Source organism: Sulfitobacter sp. M22 (assembly GCF_021736025.1).
Taxonomy (GTDB): domain Bacteria; phylum Pseudomonadota; class Alphaproteobacteria; order Rhodobacterales; family Rhodobacteraceae; genus Sulfitobacter; species Sulfitobacter litoralis.
In genome coordinates this window covers 2,472,974-2,495,734 of sequence record NZ_WMEC01000001.1, presented here as the reverse complement: position 1 = coordinate 2,495,734, position 22,761 = coordinate 2,472,974, and the positions used below count along the sequence as shown (strand labels likewise).

The window sequence follows — 22,761 nt, the reverse complement described above, 5'->3', positions numbered from 1 at the left end:
TTGGCGCATGGCATCACACGCATTTGATCTTACGCTGCAGGACGCAGACCAAACCGCCCGCTTGGCCGTGACATTAGGGCGCGTGCTGACAGCGGGCGACGTTGTTTTATTGACCGGCGACGTCGGCGCCGGCAAAACGCATTTCGCCCGCGCATTGATCCAGTCCTTGCTCGACGTGCCCGAAGACGTTCCCTCGCCCACGTTCACGCTCGTGCAGACCTATGACACCCGAGATGCCGCGATCTGGCATGCGGATCTGTATCGGCTGACCTCTGTCTACGAGATCGAAGAGCTGGGGCTGACCGATGCGTTCAGCGATGCCATCTGCCTTGTGGAATGGCCCGACAGGCTGGGCGATCTGCGCCCCGAAGACGCGCTTGATCTGACATTGACGGTCACCGGCGACGACACGCGGCGGCTGTCTGCCACGTGGAACGACGATAAATGGCCCGAAAAGCTGGGGGCATGGCGCAAATGAACGACCGTAAGACCACGATCCAGAGCTTCCTTGCCGATGCTGGATGGGCGCAGGCGCGGCGTGATCTGCTCGCCGGCGACGCGTCGAACCGCCGGTATGACCGTTTGACAAAGACCGACGGCAGCACCGCTGTGCTGATGGACGCCCCCGCCGAAAAAGGCGAAGACGTGCGCCCGTTTATCCGCATTGCCAACTGGCTGCGCACACAAGGTGCCAGCGCGCCCGAGGTATATGCCGAAGATATCGATAACGGTTTGCTGCTGATCGAGGATCTGGGCGATGACCTGTTCGCACGGTTGATGATCCAGACGCCCGCGATGACACATACGCTGTATATTGCTGCGACAGATTGCCTGCTGCACCTGCACAAAGCACCGCCGCCCGATCTGCCGCTTTGCGATGCGGACTGGCTGACAGAGGCGGCGCAGATGGTGTTTGACTGGTATGCCCCCGACAGCCGTGCCGCGGCAGAGTTTAACGCCCTGTTCACCCCGCTGGCCCGCGCGCTCGACAATACTCCCCGCGTCAACATCTTACGCGACTACCACGCTGAAAACCTATTGTGGCTTCCCGAACGTTCCGGTTCTGCCCGCGTCGGGCTGCTGGATTTTCAAGACGCACTGCAAGGCCATCCCGCCTATGATCTGGTGTCGATCCTGCAAGACGCGCGGCGCGATGTGGCCCCGCAGATCGAAGCGGCAATGATCGCGCATTATATCCAGTACAGCGGGCAAAACGACGCCGCCTTCCGCAGCGCCTATGCGCTGCTCGGGCTGCAACGAAACCTGCGGATTCTGGGAATATTTGCACGGCTATGCCTGCGCGATGGCAAGGCGCATTATGTCGACTTTATCCCTCGTGTTTGGGGCTATGTGCAGCGCAACCTTGATAATCCGGCGCTTGAACCGCTGGCCAAGGTGCTGCATGCCGCGCTTCCCGTGCCGTCCCCCGATTTTCTAGAGGATTTAAAAGCCAGATGCGCAACGCCCCCAAAGCCGTAATGATGTTTGCCGCCGGATTTGGTACGCGGATGCAGCATCTGACCAAAGACCAGCCCAAGCCGATGATCCCCGTCGCGGGGCGCCCCCTGATCGACCATGCATTAGATCTGGCCCGCGATATCGCGCCGGAACGCATTGTCGTAAACTTGCATTATAAGCCTCAGGCAATGCTGGATCATCTGGCGGGGCGCGACGTGCAGACGATTGTGGAACAGCCCGATATTCTGGAAACCGGCGGCGGGCTGCGCAATGCGCTGCCACTGCTGGGCAACGGGCCCGTCTTTACCATGAACACCGATGCGATCTGGGCCGGCCCCAACCCCCTGTCCCTGCTGGCGAATGCATGGAACCCTGCCAAGATGGACGCACTGCTGATGGGTGTGCCCGTGGCGCAAGCTGTGGGTCACGCCGGTGACGGCGACTTTACGATGGATGCCGACGGTCAGCTGAAACGCGGGCCGGGTGTCGTCTATGGCGGGGTGCAGATCATCAAAACCGACTTGTTAGAGACGATTTCAGAGCGTGCCTTCTCGCTCAACCTACTGTGGGACGTGATGCTGAACTGTGGGCGCATGTACGGGTTGGCATACCCCGGGCGCTGGTGCGATGTTGGCCATCCCGGCGGGATCACCCTTGCCGAAGACATGTTGGATGCCGCCGATGTTTGAACCGCAGGACGAACCGCGTGTTTTCGGGCTGGCCCCCGGCGTCGACTTTCCCAAGGAACTGGTGCGCGGGTTGCTGTCACGGCTGGAAGGGCAGCCGGCCCATGCCATCGGGCGGATCGATCTGGTGGTGAACACCCGTCGGATGCAACGCCGTTTGCGCGATATCTTTGACGCCGGACCACCCAGCCTGCTGCCGCGCATCCACCTGATCGACAACCTCGACACGTTGGGGACCGGCGTTGATCTGCCGCGGCCCGGTCCGGCTCTACGCCGCCGGTTAGAGCTGATTACGCTGGTGTCGAAACTACTGGATCAAGCACCCGAGCTGGCCCCGCGAGCGTCGCTTTATGACCTCTCGGACAGTTTGGCGCAGTTGATCGATGAAATGCAGGGCGAAGGCGTGCCGGTCGAGGCCGTGACCGAGTTGGATGTCAGCGACCAGTCTGGTCATTGGGAACGCGCGAAACAATTTCTCGCCATTGCGCACCACTATCTGGGCGAAAGCGTTACCCGTCCTGATCCGCGCGCACGCCAAAGGCAAGTCGCGTTAAGACTGATTGCGGACTGGCAAGAAAACCCGCCCCAGCATCCGGTAATTGTCGCCGGCTCTACCGGATCGCGGGGGACCTCGGCCCTGTTATTGGAGGCGGTGGCAAAGCTGCCCCAGGGTGCGTTGGTGCTGCCGGGTTTCTGTTTCGACATGCCACAGGCGGTCTGGACCGATCTGGGCGAGGATCAGGAAAAGATCGCGCAGGATCACCCGCAATACCGCTTCCGCGACCTGCTGCGCCAGCTTGAAATGTCGCGCAGCAAGATCGAGGCCTGGACCGACACGCCGCCGCCCTCTGCCGCGCGGAACGCTTTGGTGTCGCTGTCGTTGCGCCCTGCCCCAGTGACCCACGTCTGGCTGACCGAAGGGCCGAAGCTGCCCGATTTGCATCAGGCCACCGCAGGGTTAACCCTGATACAAGCCCCCACCCCGCGCGCCGAAGCGCTCGCCATTGCCCTGCGTCTGCGACAAGCGGTCGAGGACGGTAAAACCGCCGCGCTGATCACCCCCGACCGGATGCTGTCGCGGCAGGTGACATCGGCGTTGGACCGCTGGAATATCCTGCCCGACGACAGCGCGGGCCTGCCGCTGCACCTGTCGCCTCCGGGTCGGTTCTTGCGTCACGTGGGCGATCTGTTCCTGCGTAAGCTCGATTCAGAGGCGTTGTTAACCCTGCTGAAGCACCCGCTGACCCATAGTGGCGGGGATCGCAATATTCACCAGCTCAACACCCAGCGGCTTGAACTGCAACTGCGCCGCGACGGGCTGCCCTATCCGGATGCGGAAGGCGTGTTGAAACTGGCGCGCAAGACGGTGTCGCGGTCGAAAGACCCTGCGCAGATGGATGTTTGGGCCGATTGGGTCGGCACTCACCTGACCGATTGTGAACTAACAGGCGACCGGCCGCTGGAAGATTGGGTCGCCCTGCATATGGCGCTGGCCGATGCCATCGCCGACGGTGCCGCGCCAAGCCAGCCCAACGGGTTGTGGCAGCACCACGCCGGCGAAGAGGCAGCAAAGGTGATGAACGACCTTGCCGAAAATGCGCCCTATGGCGGCGAAATGTCGGCGTCGGACTACACTGATCTGGTCGGTGCGCTTCTGCAACAAGGCGAAATCCGCGACCGCGACGCGCCGCATCCAAACGTCATGATCTGGGGCACACTAGAGGCCCGCGTGCAGGGCGCCGATCTGGTGATCCTTGGCGGGCTCAACGACAGCGTCTGGCCCGAAGCGCCGCCGCCGGACCCTTGGCTGAACCGCCAGATGCGCCTGAAAGCCGGATTGCTGCTGCCAGAACGGCGGATCGGCCTGTCTGCGCATGACTATCAACAATCCATCGCCGCGCCCGAGGTCTGTTTGACCCGCGCGATCCGGTCGGACGAGGCGGAAACCGTGCCTTCGCGTTGGCTCAACCGATTGGGCAACCTGCTGAACGGCTTGCCCGCACAGGGCGGTGATGCGGCGTGGAAAGCGATGATCAAACGCGGCAATCACTGGCTGGATCAGGCGCGCGCGCTGGAAACCGTGACCCGTGTGGCCCCCGCGCCGCGCCCGTCCCCGCGCCCGCCCCGTGCCGCGCGCCCCCATGCGCTGTCGGTGACAGAGATCAAACGCCTGATCCGCGACCCCTATGCGATCTACGCCAAACACAGCCTGAAACTGCGTGCATTGAACCCGCTGGTGCAGTCGCCCGATGCGCCTGTGCGCGGCATCATTGTGCACGAGATCATGGAACGGTTCATTAAGTCGGTGACAGCGGACCCGGCGCTTTTGACGAAAAGCCATCTGTTAGAGACTGCCAAAACCGTGTTAGAGACCGAAGCCCCTTGGCCCGCCGCCCGTGTCATGTGGCTGACCAAGATCGAACGCATCGCCGATTGGTTCATCGAAAACGAGACGCAGCGACAAAGCTATTCCACCCCTGCCGCGTTTGAAAAAGCCGCGAAGGGCAGTCACGATTTCCCCGATCTGGGCTTTACCCTTACGGGCTTTGCCGACCGGATCGACCGGACGGAAGATGGCGACATTCTGATCTATGATTACAAGACCGGCACGCCGCCCAGTGTGGCCGAACAGAAGGCCTTTGATAAGCAATTGCTGCTAGAGGCCGCGATGGTCGAAGAAGGCGGCTTCAAGGAGATCGGCCCTGCCCCCGTCGCCCAAGCCGCCTATATCGGGTTGGGGAGCAAACCGGTGGAACGTCCTGCGCCTCTGGAAGACGAACCACCGGCAGAGGTTCTGGCCAAGCTGCACGCGCTGATCACTAGCTATCTGTCGGATGAACAGGGGTTTACCGCGCGCCGGATGGTTAAAACCACGGATTTTGCGGGCGATTATGACCAGTTGGCCCGGTTTGGCGAATGGGATGCCACGACCGAACCCACGCCGGAGGATCTGACATGACCGCCCCCTTTGACGACGCCACCCGCGCCCAGATCGACGCGGCGCGGCCCGATGCCTCTACGTGGTTGGGGGCGAATGCGGGGTCGGGTAAGACCCGCGTGCTGACCGACCGCGTGGCGCGGCTGTTGCTCAACGGGGTTGAGCCGCAGCATATCCTGTGTCTGACCTATACCAAGGCCGCCGCGTCAGAGATGCAGAACCGGCTATTCAAACGGTTGGGCGCTTGGGCCATGCTGACCGACGCTGACCTGCGCCATTCGCTGTCGGAGCTAGGCGTCGAAGACGGTTTTAGCCCTGAAAAGCTGCGCATGGCCCGCACGCTGTTTGCCCGCGCGATCGAAACCCCCGGCGGGCTGAAAATTCAGACCATTCACTCGTTTTGTGCGTCTCTATTACGGCGCTTTCCGCTAGAGGCAGGGGTGAGCCCCCAGTTCACCGAGATCGAAGACCGCGCCGCCGATCTGTTGCGGGCCGAGATCGTGGACACGATGGCAGAGGGGCAGGATGCTGGGCTGATCACCACGCTGGCACGGATGTACACGGGCGAGGATTTCAGCAAGCTCACCCGCAGTATCGTCGGCCAACGTGAAGGTTTTTCCGATGTATTGTCGTGGGAAGAGGTGCTGGCGCTGTTCGACCAACCCGCCGATCTGACTGAAGACAAGATCACGGCCTCGGTGTTTCTAGGGTCAGAGGCGATGATCCTTGAACAGATGATCCCGCCGATGCGGGCTAAGGGGGGGCTGGACGGAAAGGCTGCGGAAAAGCTGGCCACGATTCAGACGATGGACATCACCGCCCTGCCCGTTCTGGAAGACGTGATGCTGACCGGTGCGGGCGCCAAGGAACCCTTTACCGCCAAGGTCGGCAGCCTGCCCACCAAACCGACCCAAAAGCTGCTGTTTGATCTGATGCCGCAGGTCGATGATCTGATGCGACGGGTCGAAGATGCCCGGGACGCGCGGCTGGCACTGCGGGCTGCGCAGAAGACTCATGTGCTGCACCAATTTGCGCAGCGGTTTCTCGAGATTTATGCCCGCGAGAAACAAAAACGCGGCTGGCTGGATTTTGATGATCTTATCCTCAAGGCACGGGCGTTGCTGACCAATCCGGCGGTTGCGGCATGGGTGCTTTACCGGATCGACGGTGGCATTGATCATATTCTGGTAGATGAAGCGCAGGACACCAGCCCGCGCCAATGGGATGTCATCGAACGGCTGGCCGATGAGTTCTATAGCGGCGACGGTGCCCGCGAAGAAGAAGACCGCACGCTGTTTGTCGTCGGTGATAAAAAGCAGTCGATCTATTCCTTTCAGGGCGCCGACCCCCGTGAATTCGACCACAAACAGGACCTGTTCGAGCAAAAAATCACCCAAGCCGGACAGACCTTCCAGCGGCGCAGCCTTGAGTATTCGTTCCGATCGTCCTCGGCGATCCTGCAACTGGTAGATACGACGCTGGCCCCCCATACCGACGCAGGGTTTCAGGCAAACGCCGCGCATAAAGCGTTCAAATCCGCCCTGCCCGGCCGTGTCGATCTATGGCCCGTGGTCGAGAAGACAGACGAGGCCGATGACCGTGAATGGTCCGATCCGGTGGATCAGAAATCTGCGCATCACCATGCGGTCGTTCTGGCCGACCAGGTCGCGTCGCAGATTAAGGAACTGACCGAGGGCGACCATTACCTTCCCGTTGATACCGACACCCCCGGTGTCTTTGCCCGACGGCGCATCCGTGCGGGCGATTTCCTGATCCTTGTGCAACGCCGCAGCGATCTGTTTTCAGAGATCATTCGCGCCTGCAAAACCGCCGGTGTCCCGATTGCGGGGGCCGACCGGCTGAAGGTCGGGGCCGAACTGGCGGTCAAGGACCTGGCGGCGCTGCTGTCATTTCTTGCCACGCCCGAGGATAGCCTGTCGCTGGCGACGGCGCTGAAATCGCCTCTGTTTGGCTGGACAGAGCAGATGTTGTTCACCCTGTCCCACTACCGCAAGGAAGATCACCTGTGGCAGGCGTTGCGCAGCAGCGACGCATATCCCGAAACCGTCGCGATCTTGCGGGATTTGCGGGCGCAGGTCGATTTCTTGCGACCCTATGACCTGATTGAACGCATCCTCACCCGCCACGACGGGCGCCGCAAGCTGCTGGCGCGGCTGGGATCAGAGGCGGAAGACGGGATCAACGCCATGCTCTCGCAGGCGCTATCCTACGAACGCGGCGCGATCGCCAGTCTCACGGGGTTTCTGGTGTGGATGCAGACAGACGACCTCGAGATCAAGCGCCAGATTGATAACGCGTCAGATCAGGTGCGGGTGATGACCGTGCACGGGGCCAAGGGGCTTGAGGCACCGATCGTGATCCTGCCGGATACCGGAAAGCGCCCTTTGGTGATCCGCGACGAGATCATCAAGATCGGCGACACGCCTGTGTGGAAACTGTCCGAAGGGGACATGCCGGCCGCGATGCGCGGTGCGCTGGACGACCGCAAAGCGCGCGAAATGGCGGAACGGCTGCGGCTGCTTTACGTGGCGATGACGCGCGCCGAAAAATGGCTGATCGTCGCCGCAGCAGGTGATCTGCCCAAAGATGGCAATAGCTGGTATCAGATGGTCGGCGCTGCCATGGGTCAGGCCGGTGCAAAACCGGTAGCCAGCTCGGGCGGAATGCGCTTTGAACATGGCGACTGGGATGCGCTGCCGGTGGTTGATACCACCCCTAAAACCCATACAACGCCAGTTTTAGAGCCTGTTTTCAGCACGCCCCTTACCGATATTCCGCTACGCTCCAAAACGCTGGCCCCCTCTGATCTGGGCGGTGCCAAGGCCCTGCCCGGTGACGATGGTCAGTCAGAGGCAGAGGCGAAGTCATACGGCAATCTGGTCCATAAGATGCTGGAAACACTGCCGATGATGCAAAGCGACCGCTGGAACGGCGTTCTACAAACCTTGGCCCAAGGGTATGATGATGTGACAGCTCAGGCTGCCTTGAAAGAGGCGATTGCCGTACTCGATACGCCCGCCATTGCGCATGTCTTTGGCAAGGATGCATTGGCCGAGGTCCCGATTACTGCGCCGTTGGGCAGCGCGCGCCTGCATGGCACAATCGACCGGCTGCTCGTATCCGATACGGATGTGTTGCTGGTGGATTACAAAACCAACCGCGTGGTGCCAGACACGCCCGATCGCTGTCCCGAAGGGATTTTGCGCCAGATGGGGGCCTATGCCGCAGCACTGGCGCAGGTGTTTCCCGACCACCGTATTCGCACTGCGATCTTGTGGACGCGTACTGCTGCGCTGATGGAACTGCCCGATGCGCTGATCACAAACGCCCTATCGCGGGTGCGCGATCTTGACGGGACGCATGGGGCTACATAGGTTCCCACTCTAACCAACCCCCGTGCAGGAGCAGCAAAATGGCAACCGTCGCAGTCACAGACGCAACATTCGACGCAGAAGTTAAGAATTCCGATATCCCCGTCGTGGTGGATTTCTGGGCTGAATGGTGCGGCCCCTGTAAGCAAATCGGCCCCGCGCTGGAGGAACTCTCCGCCGAGATGGATGGCAAGGTAAAGATCGTCAAAGTCAACGTTGACGAGAACCCGAACAGCCCTGCCCAGATGGGTGTGCGTGGCATCCCTGCCCTGTTCATCTTCAAGAACGGCGAAGTCGTATCGAACCTGGCCGGCGCCCGCCCAAAGGCGGCACTGCAAGGCTGGATCGAAGAGTCGATCTAAGCTGCCACACCTGCAGCAAGCACATTATTTGGCGCGTCAGGCAAAAGCTTGGCGCGCTATTTTTTTGATCCGCTCGAACCGCATCACATTGGCGAGCGAGGCATGTTCCTGAATGCGGTTCCAGTCGGTTAAAATTTGCACCCGCGTTAGAAATTGCACCGTGGGATCATCGGGCGGCACAAGGGTGTATCCTTGGAAAAATGCCTCCCATGCGGCGGCGGGTACGGCGTATCCCTTGGGCAATGCGTCAAGGTCACCTGCCATCTGGGTATAGCTTTGCAGCAATCGCGCGATGTCATATCCCACAGGCGATGGTGTGGTCGCTGAAAAGTCGAACGCAGCAGTTTCATCCACTGACATCACCAGATTAAGCCCGTTAAGATCACCATGTTTGGCCGCGATGCTGCCCGCGTGCCCTTGGGCTTGCGGTGCATAATCGGCAATACGGTCCACATAAGCTGCAAAGCGCTGCTTGCCATTGATGCGACGCTGGCCACTTTCGACACGCGCCACCAACCGCTGCAGGTGATTGACCATAAAGTGCGGCTGGAACGGGCGTGTGCCCTGCACCGTGGCCCCGTGAAACGCCGCCAGCCAGCCACCCGCACGGCGCAGCAAGGGCGCGTGATCGTCTGTCTGGCGACACAGGTCCAGAAACGTGTCGCCCTTGGCAAAACGCATCAGATAGGCCTGCGCCTCGCTATCCGCCGCTAATATCTGCGGCACCGTATAGGCGGGTATCGCGTCCAGCGCGTCACAGGCCGCCTGATGCGCCCCCAGCATCGCGGTGAACCCGTCGGTATCCGCAGGGCGTGCCACGTATTTTAATACAACTGCAGCACTATCGCGCCCGTCATACCGCTGCACGATCTGGCGTTGGTTCTGATCGTGCTTGATCCACTCCGCGCCACAAACATAGGTTTCTGCCGCAAGACCTGCCTTTGCGGCCAATCTGCCAAACATTTGAAAAGCCTCGACTTTAAGGTCGTCTACCGGTGGCATTCAAATCCTTTCCGGACAATAGCCTTGCGAAACAGCGGCGGGGTTTTCATATAGGTTTGAACTATGGAGGCTACATGTCAAAGCAAGAATTCCCCGGCTGGCACGGGACCACCATCATCGGTGTGAAGAAAGACGGCGAAGTCGTGATCGCGGGCGACGGTCAGGTTAGCCTTGGCCAGACCGTGATCAAAGGAACCGCGCGCAAGGTGCGCCGTCTCAGCCCCGGCGGGTTTGACGTTGTGGCGGGCTTTGCCGGATCGACCGCTGATGCTTTCACGCTGCTGGAACGGCTTGAAGCCAAGCTGGAAGCCACGCCGGGGCAGTTGGCCCGGGCCAGTGTCGAGCTTGCCAAGGACTGGCGCACCGACAAATACTTGCAAAAGCTCGAAGCGATGCTGATCGTGTCAGACGGGCGTGAACTGCTGGTGATCACTGGCGCGGGTGACGTGCTGGAGCCTGAACATTCTGTCGCGGCCATCGGATCGGGCGGGAATTATGCACTGGCCGCCGCGCGCGGCATGATGGACAGCGACCGCGACGCCGAAACCGTCGCACGCGACGCGATGAAGATCGCGTCTGACATCTGTGTTTATACCAATGGCAACCTCACGGTGGAGAAAATCTCACAATGACCGATCTTACCCCCCGCGAAATCGTATCCGAACTTGATCGTTTTATCATCGGCCAGAACGACGCCAAACGCGCCGTGGCCGTGGCCCTGCGCAACCGCTGGCGCCGCAAGCAGTTGGGCGATGATCTGCGCGACGAAGTATACCCCAAAAACATCCTGATGATCGGGCCTACCGGCGTCGGTAAAACCGAAATCAGCCGCCGCTTGGCAAAACTGGCGCGCGCGCCGTTCCTCAAGGTGGAAGCTACAAAGTTCACCGAAGTCGGCTATGTCGGGCGCGATGTCGAACAGATCATTCGCGATCTGATCGATAGTGCCATTGTGATGACCCGCGAACACATGCGCGAAGACGTAAAGGTCAGCGCCCATAAGGCCGCCGAAGAACGCGTGGTGGACGCGATTGCTGGCAAAGATGCCCGCGAAGGCACCCGTGACATGTTCCGCAAAAAGCTGAAAGCGGGCGAGCTGGACGACACGATGATCGAACTTGAAGTCGCCGACACCTCTAGCCCGTTTCCCACCATGGATATCCCCGGGCAACCCGGCGGTGGCATGGGGATGATGAACATTGGCGACCTGTTTGGCAAAGCCATGGGCGGTCGGACGGTCAAGAAGCGTCTTTCGGTGTCCGAAAGTTACGAGGTGCTGATCAGCGAAGAGGCCGACAAGCTGCTGGATGACGAAACCGTCAACCGCGCGGCAATCGAGTCTGTGGAGCAGAACGGCATCGTGTTTCTGGACGAGATCGACAAGGTGTGCGCCCGCTCTGATGCGCGTGGCGGCGATGTCAGCCGTGAAGGCGTGCAGCGCGACCTGCTGCCCCTGATCGAAGGCACTACCGTATCGACCAAACACGGGCCGGTGAAAACGGATCATATCCTGTTTATCGCCTCGGGTGCCTTCCACATTGCCAAACCGTCGGATCTGTTGCCCGAACTACAGGGTCGTTTGCCGATCCGAGTTGAACTGCGTGCGCTGACGGAAGATGATTTCGTTCGCATCCTGACCGAAACCGATAACGCGCTGACGCTGCAATATACCGCGCTGATGGGCACCGAAGAAGTCGAGGTCACGTTCACCGACGAAGGCATCAAGGCACTGGCCAAGATTGCGGCCGATGTGAACCAGTCCATCGAAAACATCGGGGCACGGCGCCTGTACACCGTGATGGAGCGCGTCTTTGAAGAGCTGTCGTTCAGCGCACCGGATCGCACCGGCGAAAAGATCACCGTCGACGGCGACTTCGTCGAAAAGAATCTGGGCGAGCTGACGCGATCCACCGATCTGTCGCGCTACGTTCTTTAGGGCTTTTCAATATGCCATGCGCCTGAGAAGGATGGCGCATGGCATACTTCAGATTTATCCGCGCCAATTGGGTGTTCTTGTTGGCGGGTTTCCTACTGACATTCACGTCGGCCTATGGGCAAACCTATTTCATCTCGCTTTTCGCAGGCGAGATTAAGGGCAGCTTTGGCCTGTCTGACGGTCAATGGGGCGGGATCTATACCATCGGCACGACGCTCTCGGCGATCACGATGGTCTGGGCCGGTGTGCTTACTGACAGGTTTCGGGTACGCCGTTTGTCGTTCTGGGTGATGGTCGCGTTGGCGGGGGCCTGTCTGGCGATGGCTGCCGTGCCGAACTGGATCGCGCTGATCTTTGTCATCTATGCGCTGCGGTTGTCGGGTCAGGGGATGATGTCCCAGCTGAGTGCCGTTGCCATGGTCCGCTGGTTCGAGGCCGCACGCGGCAAGGCCTTGTCCCTGTCGTCAATGGGGTTTGCAGCGGGTCAGGCGATCTTGCCCGTTGTGTTCGTCGCCCTGTTTGCCAGTTTCCACTGGCGCAGCCTCTGGGTGCTGGCAGCTGTACTGGTGGTGATCACCATGCCTGTCATGCTGCTATTGCTGCAGCAAGAACGCACACCGCAATCCATGGCGCAAAGCACGCAATCGGCGGGGATGGACGGGCAGCACTGGACACGGATGCAGATGTTCCGGCACGGGCTGTTCTGGCTGATGATCCCCTTGGTCATCGGGCCTGCCGCGTGGGGCACGGCGCTGTTCTTTCAGCAAGTCCACCTGACAGAGGTGAAAGGCTGGACACTGGTCAGCTTTGTCGCGCTGATGCCGCTTTATACAGTGACATCAGTGATCGCCACCTTTGTGTCGGGCTGGGCCATTGACCGGTTCGGCGTGACGCGGGTGACACCTGTGCAGATGCTGCCTTTTGCCGTGTCATTCGCGGTTCTGGCCTTTGCCGATACCATCGCAATGGCGGGTGTGGGGTTGATGATCTTTGGCGTGGGGCAGGGCATGCAGGCGACTGCGACCTCTGTGTTCTGGGCCGAATTTTATGGCAAACGCTATATCGGGTCGATCAAGGCCGTGGGGGCCGCGCTGATGGTCTTTGGATCGGCCATTGGGCCGGGCGTGACGGGGCTTTTCATTGATCTGGGCGTTGATTTTCCACAGCAGATGATCCCGATCGCAATTTATTATGTCATCGCAGCGATCATGGCGACCGCCGGCGTACTGCTGTATCGCAAGCGGTTGGTAACCCCCTAGGGATCGTTACCGGTGGCGACGCAGGTAAACGTAGTAGGCGCCGCCGCCGCCGTGGCTAATGTGCGCCTGGCTGACCTGCAACACCGCAGACGAGAGCGGCGGCATCGACAGCCATTGCGGCACCTGATGGCGCAGCACGCCGTGGCGCACGGGGATCGGGCCGCCTTCGTCGCGCATCTTGCCCTTGCCGGTGATCACCAACACAAGGCGCCGCCCCTTAGCGTGAGACCCGAGGATGAATTTGGTCAGGGCAGGATGGGCGCGGTCCAGCGTCATGCCGTGCAGGTCGATCCGCCCTTCGGGGCGCATCTTGCCGCGCTTGAGCTTGCCGAAGGCTTTTGAATCCATCTGAACCGGCGACTGGCGCATTTGTTCAGGCAACGAAGGCACCAGATCATGCGTGTTGCGCCGTGGTTTGGGATTGGGCTTGCCCAGCAGGACAGAGGTCGTCTTGCGGATCTGCGGCGGCGTCGGGGCAGGGCCCTTGAGAGCAGCGGCGCCGTCGATTTCGGCGCGGAACAGCTTGTCAACGTCGAGCTTCTCTGTCCGCTCTGCCACCTTTTTCCAAAGGGAAAGATCATCCTTGTTCAAGCGTTTTCGGGTCATAGCAGCGGCTCCGGCAGAAGGGCGTAAGCCCGCTGGATCGGCATCAGGACCATCATCCGGCCAGGGTCGCGCAGCTTTCCGGCCGCACGGCCTGCCTCGTCACCAGTGCCAAAGAACACATCCGCCCGCTGCGCGCCCTTGATCGCCGACCCGGTATCTTGCGCGATCATCAAGCGGTGCATGGGTTCCTTGCCCTGTTTTTCGATCCAGACAGGCGCCCCGAGAGGTACAAATTTGGGGTCAACGGCGATGGTGCGCAGGGTTGTCACGGACCGGTTCATCGCGCCAAGCGGCCCTTGGTCGGCAGGTACCTGACTGACCTCGCGGAAAAACACATAGGACGGATTGTGGTACAGCAGTTCGCGCCCGTCTTCGGGGTTCCGGCGGACCCAATTCTTGATCACCTCGGCGCTGACCTGATGCGGATCATAGACACCACGGCGTACCAGTTCGACGCCGATCGACCGGTACGGGTGGCCGTTCGCACCACGATAGCCCACACGCCGATAGCTGCCGTCGGGCAATTTGATCCGGCCAGACCCTTGAATTTGAAGAAAGAAAAGTTCGACCGGGTCGTCGACATAGGCGATTTCAAGGCCGCGCCCCTTCATCACATCGGTGTCCAGAATATCGCGGCGCGGCAGCCATGGGTTATTCTCTTTTGCCTCTGGCGGCATGGCATATACCGGATAGCGATAGCGGTCAGACGGGTAGAGATCACCATCAAGTTCGGGTTCGAAATAGCCGGTGAACATCGCCTCGGCACCGTCTTCGATCAACACGGGCCGGAACAGCAGTTCAAAGAACTGGCGCGGGTCGGGATCGGACTTGGCATAGGCGCAGATATTGCGCCAATCCACCCTCTTCATATCGCCGCAGGTGTTTACAAAGGTGCGCAACGCTGCGGCATGGTCGTCGGTTTGCCAGCCGTCAAGCTGGTCAAACGACAGGATGCTATAGGACACATCGGTCGCAGAAGCGGGCGGTGCCATCAGGCCCGCCCACAGAAATGCACCCGCACAGGCACCTTTTAACCGTCTGTAGAAACAAGCAGCCAATTTGGATCATCCGAGCCCATGACACGGGCAAACACCCAAGTGTCTTTTTGACGATTGACCTCTGTCGTGCTGCCTTCGACGACTTCACCGTCTCTGTCTTTCACGACCGACGTCAGTTCGGCCACGAAACGGATCGTCAGCTCCGCCTCGTTAGTGGTTTTGTCCATCGTGGCGCTCTCAAGCTCCATTTCGCGGATGCCGATAAAGTGGCTTTCCACGGTCAGGCCTTGATCTTCGCGTGCAGCGACGCCTTCAACAAAGCTTTCGTAGATCTCTTCCGACAGGAAGGGTTTGATTTCGTCCAGATTACCGTGTTCGTAGCCCATCACGATCATCTCATAGGCACCGCGGGCGCCGCCCAAAAAGTCGCTGACCCCGAAGGACGGCTCGATCCGCTTCATCTCGGCCAGAGCGAGCGCAGTGTCGGACCCTTCGGGCGCGTGATCGGTAATATCCAGATCAGGGCCACCTTCGATGACTTCGAACGCGGGGCCGCTGGGGCGTTCGGGTTTCTCGCTGACCTCGGCCGGCTTTTCAAAACCGGTGCGTGTGCCAAGCACATTCTTGAGCCGCAGGATCAGGAACACGGCAATAGCGGCCAGTACCAGAAGCTGTATCATGGGCGAATTCATAGGTACCTCGTGCTAAGAAACATGGAAACGTCGGTCTAGTGCCCCTATGTAGGGTGTGAACAGGGCCAAGTCCACTCTGGCCCATAGGAAAGGACGCCTGCCATGTGGCTGTTTTTAGCTTTTATTGCCGTACCGCTGATAGAAATAACGTTGTTCATTCAAGTGGGTGGGGCGATTGGCCTCGGCTGGACCTTGGCGATTGTTGTGACGACAGCAATCATCGGGACGTATTTGATGCGTGCACAGGGGGCCCTGGCGCTTGGCCAGATCAAATCCTCCCTGTCTGAAGTCCGCGACCCGACCGAACCGCTGGTGCATGGCGCGATGATCCTGTTTGCTGGCGCCCTGCTGCTGACACCGGGTTTTTTCACTGATGCTATCGGCTTTGCCCTTTTGGTCCCAGGCGTGCGCACAGCAGCCTTCAAAGCGGTCCGGAGCAAGGTTAAGGTTTCTGGCGTTCAAATGGGCGGCACCACAGGGCCACGGCGCCCGCAGCCCCATCGTCCGATGCAGGGCGATGTGATTGACGGAGAATATCACGAGCTGTCAGAGCAGGACCGCGGGCCCAAGCGCCCGTCGGGTTGGACGGACCATTAAGGCGGGCCATTGAGCGCGACCAAGCGATCTGATAACCCTTACGAAATGAGTTTATTGTCTTAAGGAGCCTTTGAATGGCTGAAGAAGAAGCAACACAACCGACCCAAGCCGCACAGCCGCAGATGCGCATTCTGGGTCAATTCATCCGCGATATGTCGTTTGAAAACATCATGGCACAAAAAGGCGCGCCAACGGATGTGCAGCCAGACGTGCAGGTTCAGGTCAATCTGGATGCGAAAAAGCGGTCTGCTGACAACCAGTATGAATCCGCGATCAAGCTCAAGGTGACATCAAAGGCCAAAGGCGGCGACGCGACGCTGTTCTTGCTTGAAATCGACTATGTCGGGATTTTCCACGTCGAAAACGTGCCAGAAGATCAGATGCACCCGTTCTTGCTGATCGAATGCCCACGGATGATTTTCCCGTTCCTGCGCCGTGTTGTAAGCGATGTGACCCGCGACGGTGGCTTCCCGCCGCTGAACCTCGAAAACATCGACTTTGTCGCGCTGTATCGCAACGAAATCGCGCGCCGTCAGACCGAGAATACACAAAAAGCAGACGCCTAAAGCGTCTTCCACACAGCGCTGTCGCCCAGTTTATCGACAAATTCGGTATGGGCGGCAGTCTCTTGCGGGGTAATCCGCGAGGGCAGGGGCGTCGGGCGCGGTTTGGGTGTCCAGTCAGGGGTGGTATCACCTTCTTTGCGCTCTGGCTTGGTCGACAGACCGAAATCAGGCTGCCGCCCGCCAATCAGTTCAAGATACACCTCCGCGAGAATTTCACTATCAAGCAAAGCCCCGTGCAGCGTGCGCGATGCGTTGTCGATGCCGAAACGACGGCAGAGCGCATCCAGCGACGCCGGCGACCCAGGAAAGCGTTTGCGTGCGATGGCAAGCGTATCCAGCGCCTGTTCCCATGGGATCTGGGGCAGGCCCATCCACTTGAGTTCAGCATTCAGGAATTTGATGTCAAAGGCCGCATTGTGGATCACCAGCTTTGAATCGCCGATGAAATCCAGAAATTCCTGCCCGATCTGCGCAAACTTGGGTTTATCGCGCAGGAACTCGTCGCCTAGCCCGTGCACCTCGAATGCCTCGGCGGGCATGCTGCGCTCGGGATTGATATACTGGTGATAGGTATTGCCCGTCGCCACATGCCCGATCAGTTCAACCGCGCCGATTTCTACGATCCTATCGCCGCTTTGAGGGTCGAATCCGGTGGTTTCCGTATCCAGCACAATCTCACGCATGGGACAGCTTTCCTTTGATATCGTCGATAACGGCCTGCACCTGCGCGCGGGCATGGGGCAGGGTGTCTGTTTCAATCACATAGTCGGCCAAAGCGCATTTTTCATCGTTTGGCATCTGTTTGGCGCGCATGTTTTCGAACTGTTCAAGCGTCATTGTGCCGCGTTCCATCACCCGCCTTTGCTGGATTTCCGCCGAAACGGTAACGCAGGCAACCGCATCCATGCGTTTGTTGCCGCCGGTTTCAAAAATCAACGGGATATCAAGCACAACAATCTCTGCCTTGGTATCGGCCAGAAAAGCCGCGCGATCTTCGCCAACCAGCGGGTGCACAATGGCTTCGATCTTTTTCAATACGGTCGAGTCCGCATCAATCAAGTTTTTCAGCGCGGGTCGTGATACTTCGCCCGCGACGACGGCAACGGGCAACTCCTTTTGAAAGGCAGCAACTGCGGCGCCCTCTTTGGCATAAAGACGATGCACAGCGGCATCGGCGTCCCAAACGGCACAGCCCAGTTCAGCGAACATTTTTGCGGTGGTCGATTTCCCCATGCCGATCGACCCGGTCAGACCCAGTAGAAACATCAGCGCAACGCCGCCAAGCGTGTTTCGTGATCCACGATAGGACGCGCGCCAAACCACCGTTCGAACCCCGGCACCGCCTGATGCAAAAGCATGCCTAAACCATCAACAGTGACGCATCCCGCCGCTTCGGCCGCCGCCAATAGGCTTGTCTTTAGCGGCGCATAGACGAGATCCGTAACGACCGTGTCTGCGCGCAGCCCGCTCAGCGGCACGCGCAGCTCTGACTTGCCGATCATCCCAAGCGACGTGGTGTTCACCACCAAAGCGGCATGGCCCACCATCGTGCCAGCCTGCGACCAATCATAGACGGTCACCCGGTTTCCAAACACCGAGCGTAAGCGCTCGGCCCGCTCTCGGGTGCGGTTAGAAAGCAGAATTTCAGGCACGCCCGCATCCAGCAACGACCAGATCACGGCCCGCGCAGCGCCACCGGCGCCAAACACGCATGCGGGGCCAGACGATGGCACCCAATCCGGTGCACCGGCTTTCAGGTTTTCAATAAACCCGTAGCCGTCCGTATTATCGCCCTGGATTTTTCCATCGGCGCGAAAGGTAATCGTGTTCACCGCACCAATCATCGCAGCACGATCCGTTATGATGTCCGCGATCTCGATCACAGCTTCCTTATGAGGGATCGTGACATTGGCCCCAACGAACCCCATTTTCGGCATCACCTCAAGCGTTTGGCGCAAATCGTCGGGTTCGACGTGTAGCGGGATATAGGCCCCCTGCAGGCCATGCGTTTTCAGCCAATGGCCATGGATCTGTGGGGATTTTGAATGGGCAATCGGCGACCCGATCACACCTGCTAGCGGTATTTTTGCCAAGCTCATGCGGATAGATCCCCCCGTAGCGTCAGATAATTCAACAATTCAAGCAGGGGTAACCCTAGGACATTAAAGTAATCCCCTTCAATGCCGCTGAACAGCCTGACGCCTTCTTCCTCCAGCTTATAGGCTCCAACCGCGTGGCTAATACTGTCCCAGTTTCGCGCGACGTAGTCGTGTATATAGTCATCCGAAGCATCGCGCATCCGCAAGCGCACCTGACCCACATGGCGCCAGATCGGTTTGCCGTCTTCGACGATAACCGCAGCGGACAACAAACTATGGCGATCACCCCGCAGGGATTTCAGCTGCGCGATCGCTTCGTCGGGCGTGGCGGGTTTCGACAGCAGCGTGCCGCGATGGTCGAGCACTTGATCGCAGCCTAGTACCAGCGCGCCGGGGGTCTTGTCGCTGACCTTGCGGGCTTTCATCTCTGCCAGTGTATCGGCGATGTCGCGTGGGGGCGCCTGCTCTGACAGCAGGGCCATCTTAATCATTTGTTCATCAATTTGGGCGACGCTCACCTCGTGAGGGACGCAAGCCTGTTGCAGCAACTGTGACCGGATCGACGAGCCGGAGGCGAGAATGAGACGTTGGGGCATGGGGATAAACCTGTGTGCGACGCTAGGAAGTTCTTAGGGATTTTTCCCCCGAATGGCGAGGGTCCGCAAAACCGTCGGGAAAACCCATGCCCTCCAGCCGGAATTTCCCGTTTTATACGGGCAGGCATAAGGATAAATCCGAATTCCCCTGAACGGAGTTAATCCCAAGCTTATCCACAGACCTACACAGTTTATCCCCCGATTTTTTTTCGAATAACCCACTGAAAATAATAATTTTAATTTGACATCCTGTGACTTATCACTGTCAGAGGATTTACGAAGTACACAGGTGGATAAATCGAGGTACAAAACAGTAATCCACAGAAAATGGTCTCCCTACTTACATCATCATCTTTCTTCTTTTCTTATTTATATTAGTAAGAAGGCCCAAACCGGAGTCTGACATGACCGACCTGCTTGCCATCGCCTATCCTTGGGTAAAATCGCTTCATATCATTTCGGTCATTTCGTGGATGGCAGCGCTATTTTATCTGCCGCGCCTTCTCGTGCATCATACAGAGCAGGTAGGCCAAACTGGCCAAACCCATGATCTTTTCAAAATGATGGAGTACAAGCTGGCCACAGTCATCATGCGTCCTGCGATGATCGGCACGTGGATCTTTGGGCTGGCGCTGGTTCTGACGCCCGGCATCGTTGATTGGGCCGCTGTCTGGCCGTGGACGAAGGGCGCCAGCGTGTTTGCGATGACGGGCTTTCACGGGTGGCTTGTCGGGCGTGTGCGGGCCTTTGCAGCCGGTGAGAACAGCCTAAGCGGTAAACGTTACCGGATCATGAACGAAGTACCGACGCTGCTGATGATCATCATAGTGTTCTCGGTCGTCGTGAAATTCTAAGCTGATTGACGAAACCGGCAAATCTGAGTATGTGTTTGCTGCACCCCGTCCGGGGTTTGTATTAATCTGCCCATTTTTATGACACGACCCGCCCGTATTCCGGGACCGGAACAGGATATTTCCATGACAACTGAAACACTTAACCTTGCCGATCTAAAGGCGCAGACGCCTAAGAATCTTTTGGCGATGGCCGAAGAGCTTGAGATCGAAAACGCATCTACGATGCGTAAAGGCGAGATGATGTTCCAGATCCTGCGCGAACGCGCGGATGAAGGGTGGGAAATCTCTGGCGATGGTGTGCTGGAAGTATTGCAGGACGGCTTCGGGTTCCTGCGCTCGCCCGAGGCAAACTACCTGCCAGGCCCCGATGATATTTATGTTTCGCCCGAGATGATCCGCCAGCATTCGCTGCGCACGGGGGACACGATCGAAGGTTTGATCAAGGCGCCGGATGATACCGAACGTTACTTTGCACTGACTGAAGTGACCAAAATCAACTTTGAGGCGCCCGAAAAAGCACGGCACAAGGTTGCATTTGAAAACCTTACGCCGCTCTATCCCGACGAACGTCTCACGATGGAGGTGGATGATCCGACGATCAAGGACCGCTCGGCACGTATCATCGATCTGGTGTCGCCCATTGGTAAAGGCCAACGTTGTTTGATCGTGGCGCCGCCACGGACTGGTAAAACCGTTCTGCTGCAAAATATCGCCAATTCGATCGAAAAGAACCACCCAGAGTGCTATTTGATCGTTTTGCTGATCGATGAACGTCCCGAAGAAGTCACTGATATGCAGCGTAGTGTCAAAGGGGAGGTCGTCTCCTCGACTTTCGACGAGCCTGCAACCCGTCACGTTGCCGTGTCCGAAATGGTCATTGAAAAGGCAAAACGTCTCGTTGAACACAAGCGCGACGTCGTAATCTTGCTAGACTCGATCACCCGTTTGGGCCGCGCCTTTAACACTGTTGTACCATCATCGGGTAAAGTCCTGACCGGTGGGGTTGATGCGAATGCGCTACAACGTCCTAAACGATTCTTTGGCGCCGCGCGTAATATCGAAGAGGGTGGGTCGCTGACCATTATCGCGACCGCCCTGATCGACACCGGCAGCCGCATGGACGAAGTCATCTTTGAGGAATTCAAAGGGACCGGTAACTCCGAAATCGTCCTCGATCGCAAGATCGCAGACAAACGCGTCTTCCCTGCGATGGATATCCTCAAGTCCGGCACACGAAAAGAAGATCTGTTGGTTGATAAAACTGATCTCCAAAAGACCTTTGTCTTGCGTCGTATCCTGAACCCGATGGGTACCACGGATGCAATCGAATTCCTGATCGGAAAATTGAAGCAAACGAAGTCAAATTCCGATTTCTTCGACTCGATGAACAGCTAAATATTCACTTAATTCAGTGGGTTATATGATATGGATACGATATTCGCCCAAGCCACAGCGCAGGGGCGGGCCGGTGTTTGCGTCATTCGTATCTCGGGCCCGCAGGCTTTTTTAATCGCAAATACGATCGCATCGCCGTTGCCGGCAGTGCGGTTGGCTGCGGTTCGCGCAGTTCGCGACGCCGAAGGGCAAATCCTCGATCGTGCATTAGTGCTCTCGTTTGAGGGGCCTAACAGTTTTACTGGCGAAGACACGGTAGAGTTGCACCTCCACGGCAGTATTGCGGTCGTGCGGGCTGTGCTACGATTACTCTCCGGTTTCGATAATGCTCGCCTCGCGGAACCTGGAGAATTTACGCGTCGAGCGATGGAGAACGGTAAACTTGATCTTACTCAGGTCGAAGGCTTGGGGGATTTGATCGAGGCTGAGACTGAGGCGCAGCGCAAACAAGCTTTGCGCGTCTTGTCCGGTCACTTGGGCCACAAAGTTGACAGCTGGCGCGAAAAACTAATACGCGCTGCTGCTCTGCTTGAAGTCACCATCGATTTCGCTGACGAGGATGTCCCTGTGGACGTTTCGCCTGAAGTGAATACGCTTCTTACTGCGGTAAATTCCGATATTTTAAAGGAAATCGCAGGTACTCACAGTGCCGAACGGATCAGAACGGGGTTCGAAGTCGCTATTATCGGCCGGCCGAATGCTGGCAAATCGACTTTATTAAATTCTCTGGCGGGCCGCGACGCAGCGATCACCTCGGCTGTAGCTGGCACAACGCGTGATATCATTGAGGTCCGAATGGATCTAGGCGGATTGCCCGTCACACTCCTTGATACTGCCGGCCTACGAGAGGGCGCCGACGAAGTCGAAGCAATCGGAATTGACCGTGCTAAGATCCGCGCTGAACAGGCCGACCTTCGGGTCTTTTTAGTTGATAAATACGAAGAGCTTCCGGTCTCCGTTATGCCCGATGATATCATTCTGCGACCAAAAGCGGATCTGTTGGAGAATCCAGAGGGCGCAATTTCAGGTGTTACTGGGCAGGGCGTAAAGCAACTTATTAATAGAATTCAAGAAGTTCTAAGTATTCGTAGCTTAAATGCTGGTTTGGCAACACATGAACGTCATCGTGTTGCGTTGCAAAAATCAGCCGAAGGTTTGGCAACTGCGATGTTGGTTCTGGATCATGGACCTGATCAATATGATATAGCGTCAGAAGAGTTGCGCCATTCGATTCGCGCGCTTGAGGCATTGGTTGGTCGGATTGACGTTGAGAACTTGCTAGATGTAATCTTTTCAAGCTTTTGCTTGGGTAAATAGATGGAGTG

The 22,761-nt window shown here is 58.4% G+C and carries 22 protein-coding genes; 14 read left to right on the top strand and 8 right to left on the bottom strand.

What is annotated here, in order from left to right; all coding sequences use genetic code 11:
• Positions 1-7: 7 nt before the first annotated feature.
• From tsaE to trxA, 6 genes are read left to right on the top strand one after another with little or no spacing between them, the layout of a single operon-like run.
• A complete protein-coding gene (gene tsaE / locus GLP52_RS12285) occupies positions 8-478 on the top strand; it encodes a tRNA (adenosine(37)-N6)-threonylcarbamoyltransferase complex ATPase subunit type 1 TsaE (protein WP_093732806.1) in 471 nt (156 codons plus the stop codon).
• Positions 466-1,479 (top strand): aminoglycoside phosphotransferase family protein, encoded by a 1,014-nt coding sequence (locus tag GLP52_RS12280; protein WP_237272541.1) that lies wholly within the window; start codon positions 466-468, stop codon positions 1,477-1,479. The genes tsaE and GLP52_RS12280 overlap by 13 nt, the downstream gene beginning before the upstream one ends.
• On the top strand, positions 1,455-2,147 hold the full coding sequence (locus GLP52_RS12275; RefSeq protein WP_237272540.1) for a nucleotidyltransferase family protein: 693 nt from the start codon (positions 1,455-1,457) through the stop codon (positions 2,145-2,147). Before GLP52_RS12280 ends, GLP52_RS12275 begins: the two co-directional genes overlap by 25 nt.
• On the top strand, positions 2,140-5,103 hold the full coding sequence (gene addB, locus GLP52_RS12270; protein WP_237272694.1) for a double-strand break repair protein AddB: 2,964 nt from the start codon (positions 2,140-2,142) through the stop codon (positions 5,101-5,103). The genes GLP52_RS12275 and addB overlap by 8 nt, the downstream gene beginning before the upstream one ends.
• Entirely contained in the window at positions 5,100-8,477 is a 3,378-nt protein-coding gene (gene addA / locus GLP52_RS12265; RefSeq protein ID WP_237272539.1) for a double-strand break repair helicase AddA, read from the top strand. The genes addB and addA overlap by 4 nt, the downstream gene beginning before the upstream one ends.
• 38 nt (positions 8,478-8,515) lie before the next feature.
• Positions 8,516-8,836 carry a thioredoxin gene (gene trxA / locus GLP52_RS12260; RefSeq protein ID WP_093732802.1) on the top strand — a complete coding sequence of 107 codons (321 nt, stop codon included), beginning with the start codon at positions 8,516-8,518 and terminating at the stop codon, positions 8,834-8,836.
• Between the two features lie 36 nt (positions 8,837-8,872).
• Here the strand turns inward: trxA and GLP52_RS12255 are convergent, their stop codons facing one another.
• On the bottom strand, positions 8,873-9,799 hold the full coding sequence (locus GLP52_RS12255; protein WP_237273555.1) for a phosphotransferase: 927 nt from the start codon (positions 9,797-9,799) through the stop codon (positions 8,873-8,875).
• Positions 9,800-9,912: 113 nt separating this feature from the next.
• On the opposite strand from GLP52_RS12255, the gene hslV reads away from it, so the two are divergent.
• From hslV to GLP52_RS12240, 3 genes are read left to right on the top strand one after another with little or no spacing between them, the layout of a single operon-like run.
• Positions 9,913-10,470: an ATP-dependent protease subunit HslV gene (gene hslV / locus GLP52_RS12250; protein WP_237272537.1), complete on the top strand. Its 558-nt coding sequence runs from the start codon at positions 9,913-9,915 to the stop codon at positions 10,468-10,470.
• On the top strand, positions 10,467-11,774 hold the full coding sequence (gene hslU, locus GLP52_RS12245; RefSeq protein WP_093732799.1) for an ATP-dependent protease ATPase subunit HslU: 1,308 nt from the start codon (positions 10,467-10,469) through the stop codon (positions 11,772-11,774). The genes hslV and hslU overlap by 4 nt, the downstream gene beginning before the upstream one ends.
• Positions 11,775-11,812: 38 nt before the next feature.
• Positions 11,813-13,033, top strand: a complete 1,221-nt coding sequence (locus GLP52_RS12240; protein WP_237273554.1) for an MFS transporter — start codon at positions 11,813-11,815, stop codon at positions 13,031-13,033.
• A gap of 6 nt (positions 13,034-13,039) precedes the next feature.
• Here GLP52_RS12240 and GLP52_RS12235 read toward each other — a convergent pair whose 3' ends face one another.
• The 3 genes from GLP52_RS12235 to GLP52_RS12225 are packed head-to-tail and all read right to left on the bottom strand — an operon-like array spanning position 13,040 to position 15,329.
• The gene (locus GLP52_RS12235; protein ID WP_093732797.1) at positions 13,040-13,639 is read right to left on the bottom strand and encodes a Smr/MutS family protein; all 600 of its coding nucleotides are present in this window, start codon (positions 13,637-13,639) and stop codon (positions 13,040-13,042) included.
• Entirely contained in the window at positions 13,636-14,631 is a 996-nt protein-coding gene (mltA, locus tag GLP52_RS12230; RefSeq protein ID WP_237272535.1) for a murein transglycosylase A, read from the bottom strand. The genes GLP52_RS12235 and mltA overlap by 4 nt, the downstream gene beginning before the upstream one ends.
• A 38-nt stretch (positions 14,632-14,669) precedes the next feature.
• Complete coding sequence (locus GLP52_RS12225) at positions 14,670-15,329, bottom strand: Tim44/TimA family putative adaptor protein (protein ID WP_237272534.1); 660 nt, start codon at positions 15,327-15,329, stop codon at positions 14,670-14,672.
• Positions 15,330-15,431: 102 nt separating this feature from the next.
• Here GLP52_RS12225 and GLP52_RS12220 point away from each other — a divergent pair, with 102 nt between their 5' ends.
• Complete coding sequence (locus GLP52_RS12220) at positions 15,432-15,926, top strand: FxsA family protein (RefSeq protein ID WP_093732794.1); 495 nt, start codon at positions 15,432-15,434, stop codon at positions 15,924-15,926.
• Between the two features lie 74 nt (positions 15,927-16,000).
• A complete protein-coding gene (gene secB / locus GLP52_RS12215; RefSeq protein ID WP_093732793.1) occupies positions 16,001-16,492 on the top strand; it encodes a protein-export chaperone SecB in 492 nt (163 codons plus the stop codon).
• Here the strand turns inward: secB and dnaQ are convergent.
• The 4 genes from dnaQ to GLP52_RS12195 are packed head-to-tail and all read right to left on the bottom strand — an operon-like array spanning position 16,489 to position 19,187.
• Positions 16,489-17,175 (bottom strand): DNA polymerase III subunit epsilon, encoded by a 687-nt coding sequence (gene dnaQ / locus GLP52_RS12210; RefSeq protein ID WP_093732792.1) that lies wholly within the window; start codon positions 17,173-17,175, stop codon positions 16,489-16,491. The two genes, secB and dnaQ, sit on opposite strands and share 4 nt — an antisense overlap.
• The gene (coaE, locus tag GLP52_RS12205) at positions 17,168-17,758 is read right to left on the bottom strand and encodes a dephospho-CoA kinase (protein ID WP_237272533.1); all 591 of its coding nucleotides are present in this window, start codon (positions 17,756-17,758) and stop codon (positions 17,168-17,170) included. Before coaE ends, dnaQ begins: the two co-directional genes overlap by 8 nt.
• The gene (locus GLP52_RS12200; protein ID WP_237272532.1) at positions 17,758-18,591 is read right to left on the bottom strand and encodes a shikimate dehydrogenase; all 834 of its coding nucleotides are present in this window, start codon (positions 18,589-18,591) and stop codon (positions 17,758-17,760) included. Before GLP52_RS12200 ends, coaE begins: the two co-directional genes overlap by 1 nt.
• A complete protein-coding gene (locus tag GLP52_RS12195; RefSeq protein ID WP_237272531.1) occupies positions 18,588-19,187 on the bottom strand; it encodes a Maf family protein in 600 nt (199 codons plus the stop codon). The genes GLP52_RS12200 and GLP52_RS12195 overlap by 4 nt, the downstream gene beginning before the upstream one ends.
• 404 nt (positions 19,188-19,591) lie before the next feature.
• Here GLP52_RS12195 and GLP52_RS12190 point away from each other — a divergent pair, with 404 nt between their 5' ends.
• From GLP52_RS12190 to mnmE, 3 genes are all read left to right on the top strand, one after another.
• On the top strand, positions 19,592-20,041 hold the full coding sequence (locus tag GLP52_RS12190; RefSeq protein ID WP_093732788.1) for a CopD family protein: 450 nt from the start codon (positions 19,592-19,594) through the stop codon (positions 20,039-20,041).
• A gap of 123 nt (positions 20,042-20,164) precedes the next feature.
• Complete coding sequence (rho, locus tag GLP52_RS12185) at positions 20,165-21,436, top strand: transcription termination factor Rho (RefSeq protein ID WP_093732787.1); 1,272 nt, start codon at positions 20,165-20,167, stop codon at positions 21,434-21,436.
• Positions 21,437-21,466: 30 nt separating this feature from the next.
• Positions 21,467-22,753 carry a tRNA uridine-5-carboxymethylaminomethyl(34) synthesis GTPase MnmE gene (gene mnmE, locus GLP52_RS12180; RefSeq protein WP_237272530.1) on the top strand — a complete coding sequence of 429 codons (1,287 nt, stop codon included), beginning with the start codon at positions 21,467-21,469 and terminating at the stop codon, positions 22,751-22,753.
• The last annotated feature ends 8 nt before the right edge of the window (positions 22,754-22,761 follow it).

Coding starts and splice junctions, on each gene's coding strand:
- GLP52_RS12220 (WP_093732794.1), top strand. CDS start 15,432: ATGTGGCTGTTTTTAGCTTTTATTGCCGTACCGCTGATAGAAATAACG.
- GLP52_RS12195 (WP_237272531.1), bottom strand. CDS start 19,187: ATGCCCCAACGTCTCATTCTCGCCTCCGGCTCGTCGATCCGGTCACAG.
- hslV (WP_237272537.1), top strand. CDS start 9,913: ATGTCAAAGCAAGAATTCCCCGGCTGGCACGGGACCACCATCATCGGT.
- GLP52_RS12190 (WP_093732788.1), top strand. CDS start 19,592: ATGACCGACCTGCTTGCCATCGCCTATCCTTGGGTAAAATCGCTTCAT.
- GLP52_RS12225 (WP_237272534.1), bottom strand. CDS start 15,329: ATGAATTCGCCCATGATACAGCTTCTGGTACTGGCCGCTATTGCCGTG.
- coaE (WP_237272533.1), bottom strand. CDS start 17,758: ATGTTTCTACTGGGTCTGACCGGGTCGATCGGCATGGGGAAATCGACC.
- trxA (WP_093732802.1), top strand. CDS start 8,516: ATGGCAACCGTCGCAGTCACAGACGCAACATTCGACGCAGAAGTTAAG.
- mnmE (WP_237272530.1), top strand. CDS start 21,467: ATGGATACGATATTCGCCCAAGCCACAGCGCAGGGGCGGGCCGGTGTT.
- GLP52_RS12255 (WP_237273555.1), bottom strand. CDS start 9,799: ATGTTTGGCAGATTGGCCGCAAAGGCAGGTCTTGCGGCAGAAACCTAT.
- addA (WP_237272539.1), top strand. CDS start 5,100: ATGACCGCCCCCTTTGACGACGCCACCCGCGCCCAGATCGACGCGGCG.
- GLP52_RS12200 (WP_237272532.1), bottom strand. CDS start 18,591: ATGAGCTTGGCAAAAATACCGCTAGCAGGTGTGATCGGGTCGCCGATT.
- rho (WP_093732787.1), top strand. CDS start 20,165: ATGACAACTGAAACACTTAACCTTGCCGATCTAAAGGCGCAGACGCCT.
- GLP52_RS12275 (WP_237272540.1), top strand. CDS start 1,455: ATGCGCAACGCCCCCAAAGCCGTAATGATGTTTGCCGCCGGATTTGGT.
- dnaQ (WP_093732792.1), bottom strand. CDS start 17,175: ATGCGTGAGATTGTGCTGGATACGGAAACCACCGGATTCGACCCTCAA.
- addB (WP_237272694.1), top strand. CDS start 2,140: ATGTTTGAACCGCAGGACGAACCGCGTGTTTTCGGGCTGGCCCCCGGC.
- GLP52_RS12235 (WP_093732797.1), bottom strand. CDS start 13,639: ATGACCCGAAAACGCTTGAACAAGGATGATCTTTCCCTTTGGAAAAAG.
- GLP52_RS12240 (WP_237273554.1), top strand. CDS start 11,813: ATGGCATACTTCAGATTTATCCGCGCCAATTGGGTGTTCTTGTTGGCG.
- GLP52_RS12280 (WP_237272541.1), top strand. CDS start 466: ATGGCGCAAATGAACGACCGTAAGACCACGATCCAGAGCTTCCTTGCC.
- secB (WP_093732793.1), top strand. CDS start 16,001: ATGGCTGAAGAAGAAGCAACACAACCGACCCAAGCCGCACAGCCGCAG.
- tsaE (WP_093732806.1), top strand. CDS start 8: ATGGCATCACACGCATTTGATCTTACGCTGCAGGACGCAGACCAAACC.
- hslU (WP_093732799.1), top strand. CDS start 10,467: ATGACCGATCTTACCCCCCGCGAAATCGTATCCGAACTTGATCGTTTT.
- mltA (WP_237272535.1), bottom strand. CDS start 14,631: ATGGCACCGCCCGCTTCTGCGACCGATGTGTCCTATAGCATCCTGTCG.